Annotated in this window: 13 protein-coding genes and 1 pseudogene; 8 read left to right on the top strand and 6 right to left on the bottom strand. The window is 68.6% G+C overall.

From position 1 onward, the window contains the following. Nucleotides 1-8 precede the first annotated feature (8 nt). Entirely contained in the window at nucleotides 9-734 is a 726-nt protein-coding gene (locus tag IB278_RS06190) for a TetR/AcrR family transcriptional regulator (protein WP_145745970.1), read from the top strand. On the opposite strand, the gene IB278_RS06185 is transcribed toward IB278_RS06190, so the two are convergent. The 3 genes from IB278_RS06185 to IB278_RS06175 are packed head-to-tail and all read right to left on the bottom strand — an operon-like array spanning nucleotide 712 to nucleotide 3,939. Beyond that, nucleotides 712-2,091 carry a phospholipase D-like domain-containing protein gene (locus IB278_RS06185; protein ID WP_145745969.1) on the bottom strand — a complete coding sequence of 460 codons (1,380 nt, stop codon included), beginning with the start codon at nucleotides 2,089-2,091 and terminating at the stop codon, nucleotides 712-714. The two genes, IB278_RS06190 and IB278_RS06185, sit on opposite strands and share 23 nt — an antisense overlap. 34 nt (nucleotides 2,092-2,125) lie before the next feature. Beyond that, nucleotides 2,126-2,791: a glutathione S-transferase family protein gene (locus tag IB278_RS06180; protein ID WP_192322961.1), complete on the bottom strand. Its 666-nt coding sequence runs from the start codon at nucleotides 2,789-2,791 to the stop codon at nucleotides 2,126-2,128. Nucleotides 2,792-2,817: 26 nt separating this feature from the next. Further along, nucleotides 2,818-3,939 (bottom strand): 5-methyltetrahydropteroyltriglutamate--homocysteine S-methyltransferase, encoded by a 1,122-nt coding sequence (locus tag IB278_RS06175; RefSeq protein WP_192322960.1) that lies wholly within the window; start codon nucleotides 3,937-3,939, stop codon nucleotides 2,818-2,820. A 165-nt stretch (nucleotides 3,940-4,104) separates the two neighbouring features. On the opposite strand from IB278_RS06175, the gene IB278_RS06170 reads away from it, so the two are divergent. The 7 genes from IB278_RS06170 to IB278_RS06140 all read left to right on the top strand — a co-directional run bounded on the left by IB278_RS06170 (nucleotide 4,105) and on the right by IB278_RS06140 (nucleotide 11,433). Then, nucleotides 4,105-4,878, top strand: a complete 774-nt coding sequence (locus tag IB278_RS06170; RefSeq protein ID WP_145745966.1) for a GntR family transcriptional regulator — start codon at nucleotides 4,105-4,107, stop codon at nucleotides 4,876-4,878. Between the two features lie 200 nt (nucleotides 4,879-5,078). Then, on the top strand, nucleotides 5,079-6,254 hold the full coding sequence (locus IB278_RS06165; RefSeq protein ID WP_192322959.1) for an ABC transporter substrate-binding protein: 1,176 nt from the start codon (nucleotides 5,079-5,081) through the stop codon (nucleotides 6,252-6,254). A 136-nt stretch (nucleotides 6,255-6,390) separates the two neighbouring features. After that, on the top strand, nucleotides 6,391-7,263 hold the full coding sequence (locus IB278_RS06160) for a branched-chain amino acid ABC transporter permease (RefSeq protein WP_081268628.1): 873 nt from the start codon (nucleotides 6,391-6,393) through the stop codon (nucleotides 7,261-7,263). Next, the gene (locus IB278_RS06155; RefSeq protein ID WP_145745963.1) at nucleotides 7,264-8,247 is read left to right on the top strand and encodes a branched-chain amino acid ABC transporter permease; all 984 of its coding nucleotides are present in this window, start codon (nucleotides 7,264-7,266) and stop codon (nucleotides 8,245-8,247) included. After that, a complete protein-coding gene (locus IB278_RS06150; protein ID WP_192322958.1) occupies nucleotides 8,244-9,005 on the top strand; it encodes an ABC transporter ATP-binding protein in 762 nt (253 codons plus the stop codon). The genes IB278_RS06155 and IB278_RS06150 overlap by 4 nt, the downstream gene beginning before the upstream one ends. Then, nucleotides 8,998-9,702, top strand: coding sequence for an ABC transporter ATP-binding protein (locus IB278_RS06145; protein WP_145745961.1), 705 nt, complete (start codon nucleotides 8,998-9,000; stop codon nucleotides 9,700-9,702). Before IB278_RS06150 ends, IB278_RS06145 begins: the two co-directional genes overlap by 8 nt. Nucleotides 9,703-9,732: 30 nt before the next feature. Next, nucleotides 9,733-11,433: a tannase/feruloyl esterase family alpha/beta hydrolase gene (locus tag IB278_RS06140; RefSeq protein WP_145745960.1), complete on the top strand. Its 1,701-nt coding sequence runs from the start codon at nucleotides 9,733-9,735 to the stop codon at nucleotides 11,431-11,433. Nucleotides 11,434-11,455: 22 nt separating this feature from the next. Here the strand turns inward: IB278_RS06140 and IB278_RS06135 are convergent, their stop codons facing one another. The 3 genes and pseudogenes from IB278_RS06135 to IB278_RS06125 all read right to left on the bottom strand — a co-directional run bounded on the left by IB278_RS06135 (nucleotide 11,456) and on the right by IB278_RS06125 (nucleotide 14,100). Continuing rightward, nucleotides 11,456-12,187 (bottom strand): DsbA family protein, encoded by a 732-nt coding sequence (locus IB278_RS06135; protein ID WP_145745959.1) that lies wholly within the window; start codon nucleotides 12,185-12,187, stop codon nucleotides 11,456-11,458. Beyond that, nucleotides 12,181-13,059, bottom strand: a pseudogene (locus tag IB278_RS06130) (MBL fold metallo-hydrolase); the annotation flags it as partial. The pseudogene IB278_RS06130 and the gene IB278_RS06135, both read right to left, overlap by 7 nt. 123 nt (nucleotides 13,060-13,182) lie before the next feature. Beyond that, nucleotides 13,183-14,100 carry a LysR family transcriptional regulator gene (locus IB278_RS06125; protein ID WP_145745957.1) on the bottom strand — a complete coding sequence of 306 codons (918 nt, stop codon included), beginning with the start codon at nucleotides 14,098-14,100 and terminating at the stop codon, nucleotides 13,183-13,185. Nucleotides 14,101-14,194: the final 94 nt, after the last annotated feature.

The following is a 14,194-nucleotide window of genomic DNA, read 5'->3' as shown; positions in this document are numbered from 1 at the left end:
CTTGGCGCATGGCGACACGCTCTTCCACCACCCGACCCCCCGCTGCGCGCGAGGGCGCGGCGCGCGTCCAGCGCACCGACGGCAGCACCACGCGCCTGCACATCCTCGAAACCGCGGGCCAGCTGTTCGCCGAGCGCGGCTTCGCCGAGAGCACCAGCAAGGAAATCTGCACGCGCGCCGGCACCAACATGGCGGCCGTCAACTACCACTTCGGCAGCCGCGACGGGCTCTACGAGGCCGTGCTGATCGAGGCGCACCGCCAGCTCGTGAGCATGGACGAACTGGTCAGCCTGGCCAGCGAGGCCGGCGATCCGCGGCAGAAGCTGCGCGCGTTTCTCACGCACCTGGTCGAGATGGGCAGCCAGCCCAAGGCGCCCTGGGGGTTCCGCGTGGTGCTGCGCGAGGCGCTGTCGCCTTCTCCGGCGCTGCCCGCGCTGATCCGCCAGGCGGTGCTGCCCAAGGCCCGGCTGATCCGCGGCCTGATCGGCGGCATCATGGGCCTGCCCGAGGACCATCCCTCGGTGCAGCGCGGCCTGCTGTTCGCGGTGCTGCCCTGCATCGTGATGACGGTGGCCCCCAAGGACCTGGCCAGTAAGGTGCTGCCGGCGCTGAAGGATGCCGAGGGCCTGGCGGACGACCTGATGCGCTACGTGTTCGCCGGCCTCGATGCCATCGCGAAGGAGGCGGGCACGGCTGCGGCCGCGGCGCCCGCTAGAGCTGGAAGGCGACGGTGAGCAGCAGTCCTTCGGCCACGTCGCGCGCGAGGCCCGGCCGCCGCGCACGGTAGGGTTCGCCGGCGGAGGCGATGGTCTCGATCCATTCGGCCAGCCAGTCGATCTCTCGCGGGCCGTAGAACACCACGGCCGCCTCGTGGTTGAGCAGCAGGCTGCGCAGATCGAGGTTGATGGAGCCGCACATGGCCAGCTCGTCGTCGACCACCACGGCCTTGGCGTGGGCCATGAAGGGCAGCATGCGAAAGCTCACGCCTGCGCGCGCCAGGTCGCGCATGGCGCGTGCGCGCACGAAGTCGGCCAGGCGGTGGTTCGAGCGCGCAGGCATGGCGATAGTCACCTGCACGCCGCGCCGCGCGGCCAGCCGCAGCGCATCGCGCAGCCCGTCGCCGGGCACGAAGTAGGGCGTGACGGCGAGCACGCGGTGTTCGGCGCGAAAGCAGGCGTCGATCAAGAGCGCATGGGCGGTGTCCTCGGTCTGGTCGGGGCCGCTCGGCAGGAACTGCGCCATGGCGCTGCCCGCGCTCTCTGCCACGTCGGCGGCCGTGATGGCGCGTGCCTTGCGCCCGCGCACCGAACTCCAGTCGTGGTCGAACTGGCGCGCCGCCGCGGCGGCCACGCTGCCGCGCAGGTCGAACGAAAGATCGTGCCAGGCGTCGGGGTGCGCGTCGTTGCCGGTGAAGTATTCGCCCGCGAGGTTGCGCCCGCCCGACCACAGCCAGCGGTCGTCGGCAATGGTGAACTTGCGGTGGTTGCGCAGGTTGCGCGGCCCGATGCGGCGCAGGCTGAAGAAGGGGCGGAACACGGCGATCTCGCCGCCGGCCGCGCGCAGCAGCCGGATGTGGCGCCGCGGCAGGGTCAGCGCGCCGAAGCCGTCGAGCAGCACGCGCACCTTGATGCCTTCGCGCGCGCGCAGCGCCAGCCGTTCGATCACGGCATGGCCCAGCGCGTCGTCGCCGATGATGAAGGTGCACACGTCGATGCGCTCGCGCGCGCCGTCGATCACCTGCCACAGCGCCTCGCGCGCGGCGTCGCCGTCGGCATGCAGCCGGATCTCGCAGCGCCCGGGCGGCGCCAGGCCGAAGCTCTCGATGAGGTCGGCGGCCCAGTGCCCGCGCGCGGCCGTGCGCACCGGCCGCGGCGAGCCAGCCGGGCGCAGCTTGCGCTGGCCGAACAGCAGGTACATCGGCAGGATGAGGTAGGGCATCAGCGCCAGCCCCATGACCCAGGCGATGGCCGTGGTGGGTGCGCGCTGCTCGCGGCGCGCGCGCGTGGTCAGCACATAGACCAGCAGCGCAAAGGTGACGACGAGGAAATGCTGGGACGGGGAGGGGAGCCAGTCGAATGCGGAATTCGGCATGTGGCGATGATGCCCGAGGACGGGTCCGCGCCGCTCAGCGCTGCAGGAAGGCGGGCACGCCGCGCCCCTCGGAGGCCAGGAAGCGCATCATGGGATCGACCGCCGCGCGCACCGCGGGCCGCTCGCCCACGCGGCCGCGCCAGGCCACGAGCCGCGGCGTGGCATCGGTCATGCCGGCGCCCTTGCGGTCGGCGAAGACATGCGCCATGTAGAAGGCAATGTCGGCGAAGGAGTAGGGCCCCGCCAGGTACTCGCGCGAGGCGAGCAGGCCTTCCATTTCCCCGTAATAGCGCGCGCAGGCGGCGCAGGCCGCCACGGCGGGCGCGCTCTGCATGTCGTGCTGCAGGCCGAAGAGCCGGATCACGTTGGGGAAGAACACTTCGTCCGACTTCTGCTCGAGCTGCCGCGCGCGGGCCCGCTCGGCGATGCCCCGGGGCCACAGCGCAGGGGTCGGATACCGGTCTTCGAGGTACTCGAAGATCTGCGTCGAGTCGAACAACTCGACCTCGCCGTCGATCAGGATCGGCACCTGCTGCTTCACGGGGTTGACGCGCAGCACCTCGGGGTGCTTGGGCTCGTAGGTGTCGTCCTTGGTGAACGGCACCATCACCAGTTCGAAGTCGCGGCCTTTTTCAAGTGCGGCGATCTGCACCTTGGCGCCGAACATGCTGAGGGGGGCGGAATAGATCTGGGTCTTCATGCCCCGACTTCACCATGAAAGGCGGCTCAGGTCGAGCCCCAGACCTCCTGCGCCGTTTCGACCACGAGGCGCAGCTTGGCGCGCTGCGCTTCCACCGCGATGTTGTTGCCGTGCACCGTGCTCGAGAAGCCGCACTGCGGCGACAGCGCGAGCTGCTCGAGCGGCGCGTACTTGGCGGCGTCCTCGATGCGGCGCTTGAGCTCGTCCTTGTCTTCCATCTCGCCGAACTTGGTGGTCACGAGGCCCAGTACCACCGTCTTGCCCTTGGGCAGGTAGCGCAGCGGCTTGAAGTCGCCCGATCGCGCGTCGTCGTATTCCATGAAGTAGGCGTCGAGGTCCATTTCCTTCAGCAGCGCCTCGGCCACCGGCTCGTAGTTGCCGGCTGCGGCATGGGTGCTCTTGAAGTTGCCGCGGCACAGGTGCATGGCCAGCAGCATGCCCGGCGGCTTCTGCGCCACCACCTTGTTGATGAAGGCGGCGTAGCGGTGCGGCAGCTCGTTGGGGTCGTCGCCGCGCTTGCGGGCCGCTTCGCGCATGTGCTCGTCGCACAGGTAGGCGAGGTTGGTGTCGTCCATCTGCACGTAGGTGCAGCCTGCGGCAGCCAGCGAGCGCAGTTCGTCGCCGTAGGCCTTGGCCACGTCGTCGTAGAACACCGGATCGAGCTCGGGGTAGGCCTCCTTGCTGATGCCGGCGCGGCCGCCGCGGAAGTGCAGCATGGTCGGCGAGGGAATCGTGACCTTGGGCGTGCGGCCGGCCGAGACCTGGCTCTTCAGGTACTGGAAGTCGGCAAGCTGGATGTCTTTCACGTGGCGCACTTTATCGATCACGCGCATCGCAGGCGGCGCGAGTTCCTCGGTGCCGTCGGGCCGGCGGATGGTGACCGGAATGTCGGTCTTCACGCCGCCGAGCTGGTCGAGGAAGTCGATGTGGAAATAGGTGCGGCGGAACTCGCCGTCGGTGATGCTCTTGAGGCCGATGTCTTCCTGGAACCGGACGATCTCGGTGATGGCCTTGTCTTCGACCTTGCGCAGCTGCTCGGGTGTGATCTCGCCCTTGGCCTTCTGCTCGCGCGCTTCGAGCAAATATTTGGGGCGCAGGAAACTGCCTACGTGGTCGTAGCGGGCGGGCAGGGCGGCGTGCTGGGACATGGTGATCTCCGTCGTGGCTGAAAAACGATGGGACATCGTATCGCCTCATGAACGGACGGCAGTGTGTACAGCGGGCTCGGTATTTACCCTTGATTTGGCGCTTCATCGGCAGCGGAAGCATGAAGTATGTATACATTCAGTATTCATGAAAACGCCCACCACCGCATGAAAGCCGCAGCTGCATCAACCGTCGAGCCTGCGGACGGCGGCGGCTCGCAGGCCGTGAAGGCACAGCTGCGGCTGCGCGAAATGATCCTGGCCGGCGAACTGCCCGGCGGCGCGCGCATTGCCGAGGTGGCCATCGCCGAGCAGCTCGGCGTCTCGCGCACACCGGTGCGCAGCGCGCTTATGCGGCTCGAGCAGGAAGGCCTGCTCGAGGCCCTGCCCAACGGCGGCTACGCGGTGCGCACTTTCTCCGAGCGCGACGTGGCCGATGCCATCGAGCTGCGCGGCACGCTCGAAGGCCTGGTGGCGCGGCTTGCGGCCGAGCGCGGTGCGGCGCCGGTGGTGCTGCGCGAGGCGCGCGCCTGCCTGGCGCGCATCGACGAACTGCTGCGCGAGCCCGCGCTCGACGACGCGGCTTTCTCGCGCTACGTCACGCACAACGAGAAGTTCCACTCGCTGCTGTGCGAAATGGCGGCCAGCCCGGTCATCGCGCAGCAGCTCGAGCGCGTGGTCAACCTGCCGTTCGCGTCGCCCTCGGGCTTCGTCATCGTGCAGGCCAATTCGCCCGCGGCGCGCGACATGCTCGTGATCGCGCAGGACCAGCACCTGCAGGTGCTCGATGCCATCGAGGCCGGCGAAGGCTCGCGCGCCGAGGCGCTGATGCGCGAGCACAGCCGCATCGCGCGGCGCAACCTGCGCGAGGCGCTGCACGGCGCGCCCACCGCCGAACAGCGCCCGCTGCCCGGCGTGCAGCTGATCCGCCGGCGCGGCTGAGCGCTCCCTCGATGAAAAGCGATCGCCAATGGATGCACGCGCCCAGTTGCCGCGCTGCGCGATCATCGCGCAGTTCATTTGTTCATCGCGCAACAAAGGCGAGCGCCACCGCCGGAGTAGGTGATTGCCTGCTCTGCCGCATCTTGCAAAGTATTGAAAAATAGCCCCGGTTCGCATTCCGTCCCTCCAAGGAAAACCTCATGCAAAGACGCCATCTCATCCAGACCGCATGCCTCACGGCGCTTGCGCTTTCCATGTCGCTTGCCACTGCGCAGGACAGCAACAAGTTCAAGATCGGCCTGATCCTGCCGATGACGGGCCAGCAGGCCTCCACCGGCCGGCAGATCGAAGCGGCGGCCCGGCTGTACATGGCACAGAACGGCGACACCGTCGCGGGCAAGAAGATCGAGCTGATCGTCAAGGACGACGTGGCCACGCCCGACGTCACCAAGCGCCTCGCGCAGGAACTGATCGTCAACGACAAGGTGAACGTGATCGCGGGCTTCGGCGTCACGCCGGCCGCACTGGCCGCCGCGCCGCTGGCCACGCAATCGAAGACGCCGCAGGTGGTGATGGCTGCGGCCACCTCGAGCATCACCGAGGCCTCGCCCTACATCGTGCGTTCGAGCTTCACGCTGCCGCAGGTGTCGGTGGCCATGGGCGACTGGGCCCCCAAGAACGGCGTGAAGACGGTTGTCACGCTGGTGGCCGACTACGGCCCAGGCAACGATGCCGAGAAGTTCTTCAGCGAGCGTTTCCAGCTCAACGGCGGCAAGGTGATCGAGAAGCTGCGCGTGCCGCTGCGCAACCCCGACTTCGCGCCGTTCCTGCAGAAGGTGCGCGACGCCAAGCCCGACGCGCTGTTCGTCTTCGTGCCCTCGGGCGCCGGCGCGGCCGTGATGAAGCAGTTCCTCGAGCGCGGCATGGACAAGGCCGGCATCCGCATGATCGCCACCGGCGACGTGACCGACGACGACCAGCTCAACGACATGGGCGAGGGCGCGCTGGGCGTGGTCACCTCGCACCACTACTCGGCCGCGCATCCGTCGCCGGCCAACAAGAAGTTCGTCGAGGCCTTCCAGAAGGCCAACCCGAAAATGCGCCCCAACTTCATGGCCGTGGGCGGCTATGACGGCATGCGCGTGATCTACGAAGCGCTCAAGGCCACCAAGGGGCAGGGCGGCGGCGATGCGCTGCTGGCCGCCATGAAGGGCCAGATCTTCGAGAGCCCGCGCGGCCCGGTCTACATCGATGCGCAGACGCGCGACATCGTGCAGGACGTGTACCTGCGCAAGGTCGAGAAGAAGGACGGCCAGCTCTACAACGTCGAGTTCGACGTGATCAAGGGTGTGAAGGATCCGGGCAAGGCGAAGTAAGCCTCGTCCCCAGTCTGCGCGCACTTCGTGTCGCTACGCCAACCCCCTGCCGGGGGCAACACCAGCGGCCCGGCAAAGCCGGTTCCGCGGTGTTTCCCGAAGAGACCGCCGTGCGCGGCAAGCGTGTGAGTAGCTTATGTTGACCATTCTTTTCGACGGCATCGCCTACGGCATGCTGCTCTTCGTGCTCGCCGTGGGGCTGGCTGTGACGCTCGGGCTGATGAACTTCATCAACCTCGCGCACGGCGCCTTCGCCATGGCGGGCGGGTACCTCACGGTGTTTGCGATGCAGAAGCTCGGCGTGCCGTTCCTGGCCTGCCTGCCGCTCGCATTCATCGTGGTGGCGCTGGCCGGGGCGCTGCTCGAACGCACGCTCTACCGGCCGATGTACGGCAAGCCGCATCTCGACCAGGTGCTGTTCTCCATCGGCCTCGCCTTCATGGCGGTGGCAGCGGTCGACTACTTCGTCGGCTCGTCGCAGCAGAACGTGCAACTGCCCGAGTGGCTGCGCGGCCGTACCGAGATTGGTGACGGCGCGCTGCTGCTCGGCATGGGCCACTACCGCCTCTTCATCATCGCGGTGTGCGCCGTGCTCACGGTGGTGCTTCAGCTCATCCTGTCGAAGACGCGGTTCGGCAGCCGGCTGCGCGCCGCGGTCGACGATCCGCGCGTGGCGGCGGGGCTGGGCATCAACGTCAACATCGTGTTCCTGCTGACCTTCGCGGTGGGCTCCGGGCTCGCGGGGCTCGGTGGTGCATTGGGCGCCGAGATCCTCGGGCTCGATCCGACCTTCCCGCTCAAGTACATGATCTATTTCCTGATCGTGGTGTCGGTCGGCGGCACCTCGTCGATCACCGGGCCGCTCGCGGCCGCGCTGCTGCTCGGCATTGCCGATGTGGCGGGCAAGTACTTCATTCCGAAGATGGGCGCGTTCACCGTCTACCTGCTCATGATCCTGATCCTGATGTGGCGGCCCCAGGGCCTCTTCACGCGCAAGGGAGGCCGCTGAATGAACGAGCCTTCGACGTACCAATCGGCCCTGCTGCACAAGGCGCGCTGGCGCCCGCTCGAGTTCGTGGTGTGGGCCGCCGCGTTCGCGCTGCCGTTCCTCATGCCCTCGCATTCGCTGCTGGTCAACGAGATCGCCATCGTCGCGTTGTTCGCGATGTCGCTCGACCTGATCCTCGGCTACACCGGGATCGTCTCGCTCGGCCATGCGGCCTTCTTCGGCTTCGGCGCCTATGCCGCGGCGCTGTTCGCCAAGCTCGTGATGCCGGACCCGACCGTGGGGCTGGTGGTGGCCACCGCGCTGTCGGCCCTGCTCGGCCTGGTGGCCAGCGTGACGATCCTGCGCGGCAGCGACCTGACGCGGCTGATGGTCACGCTGGGCACCGCGCTGCTGTTGCTCGAACTCGCCAACAAGCTCGACTGGCTCACCGGCGGCGCCGACGGCCTGCAGGGCGTGGTGATGGGGCCGGTGCTCGGCCTGTTCGCGTTCGACCTCTACGGCCGCACCGCGGCCTGGTATTCGCTGACGGTGATGCTGCTGCTGTTCCTGGCGATGCGGCGGATTGTGCATTCGCCCTTCGGCGCCACCCTCAAGGCGATCCGCGACAACCGGCTGCGCGCCATGGCCATCGGCATTCCGGTGGTGTCGCGGGTCGTCGTCATCTACACCGTGGCGGCCGGCATTGCCGGTGCCGCGGGCGCGCTGCTGGCGCAGACCACGGGCTTTGCCTCGCTCGACGTGCTGGCCTTCGACCGCTCGGCCGACGTGCTGCTGATGCTGGTGATCGGCGGCGTGGGCTGGCTCTATGGCGGCGTGGCGGGCGCCATCGTCTTCAAGCTGCTGCAGAACTGGCTCTCGGCCGTGACGCCGCAATACTGGATGTTCTGGATCGGCCTCTTGCTGGTGCTGCTGGTGCTCGTGGGGCGCGACCGCGTGCTCAAGCCATGGACGTGGCTCGGCAAGAAGAAGGGCGGTGCCGCATGAGCGAGACCGTGCTTTCGACAGAGGGCCTGGTGATGCGCTTCGGCGGCATCACGGCCACCAACAACGTCACGATGGAACTCAAGCGCGGCGCGCGCCATGCGCTGATCGGCCCCAACGGCGCCGGCAAGACCACGCTCATCAACCTGCTGACGGGCGTGCTCGTGCCCACGGAAGGGCGCATCTCGCTGCTCGGCGAAGACATCACCGCGCTCGCGCCGCACAAGCGCGTGGCGCGCGGCCTGGTGCGCACCTTCCAGATCAACCAGCTGTTCGACTCGATGACGCCGCTGGAAACATTGGCGCTGGTGGTCTCGCAGCACCAGGGCATCGCCTCGGAATGGTGGCGTCCGCTGGGGTCCAGCAAAGCCGTGACGGAACGCGCGGCACAGCTGCTGGAGCAGTTCCACCTCGGCGATGTGGCGCAGCAGCAGACGAAGTTCATGGCCTACGGCAAGCGCCGCCTGCTCGAGATCGCGATTGCGCTGGCCTGCGAGCCGCGCGTGCTGCTGCTCGACGAGCCCGTGGCGGGCGTGCCCGCCGGCGAGCGCGAAGAGCTGCTGCAGACCGTGGCCGCATTGCCGGCCGATGTGTCGGTGCTGCTGATCGAGCACGACATGGACCTGGTGTTCAGCTTTGCCGACCGCATGACGGTGCTGGTCAACGGCACCTTGCTGACCGAGGGCGACCCCGAAACCATCGCCAACGATCCGAAGGTGAAAGAGGTCTATCTGGGCCATGGAGAAGCCGTTCATGTCTGAGCTGCTGCGCATCGAGAACCTGAGCGCCGGCTACGGCGAGGCCGTGGTGCTGCACGACGTGGCGTTTGCGCTCGGCGAAGGCCAGACGCTGGCGCTGCTGGGCCGCAACGGCACGGGCAAGACCACGCTGATCAACACGCTGGCGGGTGCGACGCGGCAGCACGGCGGGAGCATCTCGCTCGGCGGCCTGGCGCTGCACAAGCTCGCGCCGCACCAGCGCGCGGCGGCCGGCATCGGCTGGGTGCCGCAGGAGCGCAACATCTTCAAGTCGCTCACGGTGCACGAGAACCTCACGGCGGTGGAGCGGCCAGGAAAGTGGAACCCGCAGCGCGTCTACGAGATGTTTCCGCGCCTGGCCGAGCGCAAGACCAACCTCGGCACGCAGCTCTCGGGCGGCGAGCAGCAGATGCTGGCCGTGGGCCGCGCACTGGTGCTCAACCCGAAGCTGCTGCTGCTCGACGAACCGCTCGAAGGGCTGGCGCCGATCATCGTGGAAGAGCTGCTGCGCGCCATCCGCCGCATCACGCAGGACGAGGGTCTGGCCGCGATCATCGTGGAGCAGCATCCGCAGGCGATCCTCGCGATTTCCGATGAAGCCGTGGTGCTGGACCACGGGACCATCGTGCACACCGACAAGGCGGCCGCGCTGCGCGCGCAGCCCGAGGTGCTGGACCGGCTGCTGGGCGTGGCGCGCTAGCGGCCCGGCGAACAACAAGGAGACAGGCAAATGGCGATCCCGACGACAGTGTTCAGCGGGGGCGCCATGCTGGCGGCCGCCGCATTGCTCGCCGCTTGCGGCACCACAGGCCCGAAGAGCCTCGGCCTCGGCGCGGATCCGGCGGCGGCCTGTGCAGCCCTTGGCGCCGTCCCGGTCGCACCCGCGGCCATCGGCCTGCCCAGCGGCGCGGCAACGATCGATTCGGCCACGCTCGTTCCTGCTGCCGCGCTCGCCGTCGCCGAGCGCGGCGGCAGCCCTGCCGCGCGCATCACACCGGCAACGCCCGCGCATTGCCGACTGCTCGGGCGCATCGCGCCGCTTGACGCCGCGGCACCGCCCATCCTGTTCCAGGTCAACCTGCCGCTGGCGTGGAACGGGCGCAGCGTGCAGTACGGCGGCGGTGGCTTCAACGGCACGCTGATCACCGGCCTTGCGCTGGTGCCGGCCGCGCGCTTCGACCAGCCGACGCCGCTGGCGCGGGGCTACGTGACCTACGGCACCGACTCCGGCCATCAGAACTTGCAGGGCCAGCCGCCGCAGGCTTTTGCGCTCAACGACGAGGCGCTGGTGAATTTTGCGCACGCCTCGTACAAGAAGGTGCGCGACGTGGCCGTGGCGCTGATGCAGCGCGCCTACGGGCAGGCGCCGCAGAAGCTGTACTTCATGGGCAGCTCCGAAGGCGGGCGCGAGGCGCTCACCATGGCGCAGCGCTATCCGCAGGACTTCGACGGCATCTTCAGCCGCGTGCCGGTCATCAACTGGACGGGGCTTCAGCACGCCGGCACGCGCAACGGCATTGCCACCTTCGGCGAAGGGTGGCTGCGGCCCGCGCAGGTGCAGCTGGTGCACAACGCCGTGCTCGCATCGTGCGACGCCGCGGATGGCGCGGCGGACCGCATCGTGTCGAACCCGGTGGCCTGCCTGCAGCGCTTCGATCCGGCGAGCCTGCGCTGCGCGGCGGGCACGAGCGGCGACAACTGCCTGAACGATGCGCAGGTGCAGGCGGTGCGCACACTGCGTTCGCCATGGCGCTCGCCCGTGCCGCTGGCCCATGGCGTCACTGAGTATCCGGGCTGGGGCATCGGCGGCGAGGCGACGCCGGCTTTCGCGTCGACGGGCGGATGGAATGCATGGTGGACGGGCACCAGCGCGCCGACCGTGCCGCCGCAGCCGAGCAACGGCATCGCATGGTTCTACGGCAGCGGTGCGCTGCAGTATTTCTATGCGCGCAATCCCTCGCTCGACGTGCGCAGCTACCGCGCCGAGGACCACGCCGCGCGCATCGCCGCCGTGTCGCAGTTGATGGACTCGACCAACCCCGATCTCGGCGCCTTCAGCGCACGCGGCGGCAAGCTGCTCGTGCTGGAGCACATGGCCGACTACGCGCAGAGCCCGTTCGCCGGCATCCGCTATTACGAATCGGTGGTGGCGCGCATGGGCCGCGACAACGTGGACCGCTTCATGCGCCTCTATACCGCGCCCGGTGTCGACCATGTGGGCAGCGGTGCGCCAGCCAACGTCGACATGCTCGGCGCGCTGGCCGACTGGGTCGAGCGCGGCCGTGCACCGAGCGGGCTGCAGCTGGTCGAACAGGAAGTGCAGCCGGCATTCAAGGTCGTGCGTGCGCGCCCGCTGTGCGAGTGGCCGCTGTGGCCGCGCTACACGGGCGGCGATGTGTCGCAGGCCGCCAGTTTCCAGTGCAGCAGGTAGCGCGGCGGGGCTGAACAGCCTCTCAGATTGCGCAGCCGTCGGGCCCGCATGCGGTCGGGCCGGCGCCAGCCGTCGCCGTTGCGGGCAAGGGCACCACGAGCCTGGCGAGCTGCGCCTTCCATTCTTCGGTACGGCCGAGCCAGGGACCGATCTCGATGCGGCTCGCGCTGCCGTCGGCCTGCGCCAGCACAAAGGTCGGAAAGCCCTGGCCGCCCGCGCGCTGCAGCAGTTGGCGGCTCGCGGCGATGTGTTCAAAGGTCGCTTCGCCGGCAAGGCGCGAGTAGGCCGATGCGAAGGCGCCTGCATCGAAGGCGAGCTCCGCTGCCAACACCGCAAGCACATCTGCATCGGCAACGCGCCGCCCGTCGACATAGTGGGCGCGCTGCAGCCGATGGATCATGTCGAGGCCGCCGCCTTCGCGCAGCGCCTCGGCGGCGAGCACCGCGGTGGTCGGCGGCTCGGAGTCCATCACCGCGCCGGTGTCGCGCAGCAGGCCCTCGAAGTACGCCTCGCCGAAGGGCTGGCCCGTGAGCTCGGCGATGCGGCGGTCGTGCGGCATCACGTACTCGCGCCACTGCGGCGTGATCGCGCGCCGGTTGGCGCCGGTCATCATGCCGCCGCCGTGGAAGGCGACCCGGAGACCCGGCACGTCGCGCGCCGCCTCGACCAGCGGCGCGGCTGCATAGCACCAGCCGCACATCGGATCGAAGATGTAGTGCAGCGTCGTGGTGCTGCCGTCGTTCACTGCGGCCATTTCATTTCTCCCTTGATGACCTTGGCGCCCAGTTCGAGCGACGAGGTGCCTTCGAGCTTCGGGTAGCGCTTCTTCATCGCGGAGATCAGCGCGGCCGAGTCCTTGGCCTTCTTCGCCTCGGTCTCGAAGGCCTGCAGGTAGGCGCGCGTGAACTTCACCGCGGCGAGCGCATAGGGTGCGCTGCCGTCCGGATTCGGAAGGTAGTGGCCCGGCACCACGGTCTTCGGGTGCAGCGCCTCGATGCGGCCGAGCGTCTTGATCCAGTCGCGGCGCGAGGCGGGCGTCTGCGTGTCGGCCACCCACACATGGATGTTGGCCGAGACCGGAATGCCGCCGACCACCGCCTTGAGCGAGGGAATCCATGCGAAGCTGCGTTCGGGCGTGGGACCGTCGAGGCCGACGACCTGGATCTTGCGGCCCTCGAGCGTGATGCTGTCGCCGGCCAGCGGCTCGGGCACGACCAGCGCCTTGGGCGCGTTGTCCTTCAGGATCGGGCCCCAGTGCGCGAGCTTGCCGTCCTTGGAGGCCTGGATCGCGGCCACGGTCTGCGGCGTGGCGAAGATCTTCGCGTCGGGAAATGCGGCCTGGATCACGTCGAGGCCGAAGTAGTAGTCGGGGTCGCTGTGGCTGATGTAGACCGTGGTCAGCTTCTTGCCGCTGGCCTTGATCTTGTGCACCAGCGCCTCGGCGTCGTTGCGCTGGAACTGCGCGTCGACCAGCACGGCCTCGCTCTGGCCCATGACCAGTTCGGAGGACACCGGGAACATCGACTTGGCGCCGGGGTTGTACACCTCGAGCTTGAGCGGCTCGGCGGCATGGGCCGTCAGGACGGCGAAGGACAGGGCGGTGGAGAGCAGGGTTCTGCGGAACATTCGGGTCTTTCGGTGGCACGGGGTTGCACCGGGATGGCAACCTGCACAGTCCGAATATTAGGTTTCGCGAATGGAAACAAAAATCCCGTATTTGCCAATGAATAGTTTCTCATTTCGATCGAATCAGACGGCGGCCGCGCGGCCGGTGGCGCACCGTTCGAGATGCGCCACCAGCAGTTGCGCCGACGGCGAGAGCGTCGCTTCGTCGCGGAAGCAGATGGCGAAGCGGCGGCGAGCCCAGGCATCGGCGAGCGGCATCAGCCGAAGGCCGTAGGTGTCGGTAAAGGGCTGGGCCACTTCGGCCGGCACCACGCTGATCGCGAGCCCGGCCCGCACCACGCGCAGGGCGGCATCGAAGTTGGACACCAGCACGCGGTACACCAGCGGCTTGCCAGCCACCGCCGCCTCGCGCGCGAGCATCAGCTGCACGGCGCTCAGCGCGGGCATACCGACGAACTCATGGTCGAGCACGTCCTCGAAGCGCACCTGGCCGTCGCGCGCCGCGGGATGCGAAGGGTGCGCCACGATGGCCAGATGGTCGGTGCGGTAGTCGCGCCGCTGCAGCCCATCGAGGTCGGCGGCGTCCCAGCACAGGCCGATCGAGGCGCTGCCTTCGCGGATGCCGCGCACGATCTCGGGGCTGACGCGCTCTTCCATGTCGACGCGGATGTTGCGGTGCGCCGGGTTCTGCAGGAAGTTCGCCACGTCCTCGGCCAGCGATTCGGCCAGCGCCGAGGCCGAAGCCAGGATGCGCACATGCCCGCGCGCGCCGCCCGCATAGGCCGCCATGTCGCGCTCGATGCGGTGGGCGCTGCCGAGCATCGCGCGCGCATGCTCGAGCAGCGTTTCGCCGGCGGGCGTGGGCACCACGCCGCGGCGCTTGCGCAGCAGCAGCGGCGTGCCGACGGCGTCCTCGAGCTGGGCCAGGCGCTTGCTGATGGCCGAGCCGACGATGCTGGCCTGCTCGCCCGCGCGCGCGATGCTGCGGGTCTCGCAGACGGCGACGAAGAGGCGGAGGGTGGTGAGGTCGAGGTCTCGCATGGTGTTCCGTTCTGGAATCGAATGGCTTCCAAAATATACCTTCTGGATCGAATCGGAACTTCTAAGATCGACGCCGACCCTCACGACGGAGACA

This window comes from Variovorax sp. VRV01 (genome assembly GCF_014852545.1).
GTDB lineage: Bacteria > Pseudomonadota > Gammaproteobacteria > Burkholderiales > Burkholderiaceae_C > Variovorax > Variovorax beijingensis_A.
The sequence above is the reverse complement of the archived record's forward strand: the minus strand, read 5'-3'. Positions and strand labels throughout refer to the sequence as shown.

Excerpts from the sequence above, each read along its gene's own strand:
- IB278_RS06175 (WP_192322960.1), bottom strand. The coding sequence starts at position 3,939 with ATGTCCCAGCACGCCGCCCTGCCCGCCCGCTACGACCACGTAGGCAGT.
- IB278_RS06155 (WP_145745963.1), top strand. The coding sequence starts at position 7,264 with ATGAACGAGCCTTCGACGTACCAATCGGCCCTGCTGCACAAGGCGCGC.
- IB278_RS06125 (WP_145745957.1), bottom strand. The coding sequence starts at position 14,100 with ATGCGAGACCTCGACCTCACCACCCTCCGCCTCTTCGTCGCCGTCTGC.
- IB278_RS06180 (WP_192322961.1), bottom strand. The coding sequence starts at position 2,791 with ATGAAGACCCAGATCTATTCCGCCCCCCTCAGCATGTTCGGCGCCAAG.
- IB278_RS06140 (WP_145745960.1), top strand. The coding sequence starts at position 9,733 with ATGGCGATCCCGACGACAGTGTTCAGCGGGGGCGCCATGCTGGCGGCC.
- IB278_RS06135 (WP_145745959.1), bottom strand. The coding sequence starts at position 12,187 with ATGGCCGCAGTGAACGACGGCAGCACCACGACGCTGCACTACATCTTC.
- IB278_RS06170 (WP_145745966.1), top strand. The coding sequence starts at position 4,105 with ATGAAAGCCGCAGCTGCATCAACCGTCGAGCCTGCGGACGGCGGCGGC.
- IB278_RS06190 (WP_145745970.1), top strand. The coding sequence starts at position 9 with ATGGCGACACGCTCTTCCACCACCCGACCCCCCGCTGCGCGCGAGGGC.
- IB278_RS06145 (WP_145745961.1), top strand. The coding sequence starts at position 8,998 with ATGTCTGAGCTGCTGCGCATCGAGAACCTGAGCGCCGGCTACGGCGAG.
- IB278_RS06165 (WP_192322959.1), top strand. The coding sequence starts at position 5,079 with ATGCAAAGACGCCATCTCATCCAGACCGCATGCCTCACGGCGCTTGCG.
- IB278_RS06185 (WP_145745969.1), bottom strand. The coding sequence starts at position 2,091 with ATGCCGAATTCCGCATTCGACTGGCTCCCCTCCCCGTCCCAGCATTTC.
- IB278_RS06150 (WP_192322958.1), top strand. The coding sequence starts at position 8,244 with ATGAGCGAGACCGTGCTTTCGACAGAGGGCCTGGTGATGCGCTTCGGC.
- IB278_RS06160 (WP_081268628.1), top strand. The coding sequence starts at position 6,391 with ATGTTGACCATTCTTTTCGACGGCATCGCCTACGGCATGCTGCTCTTC.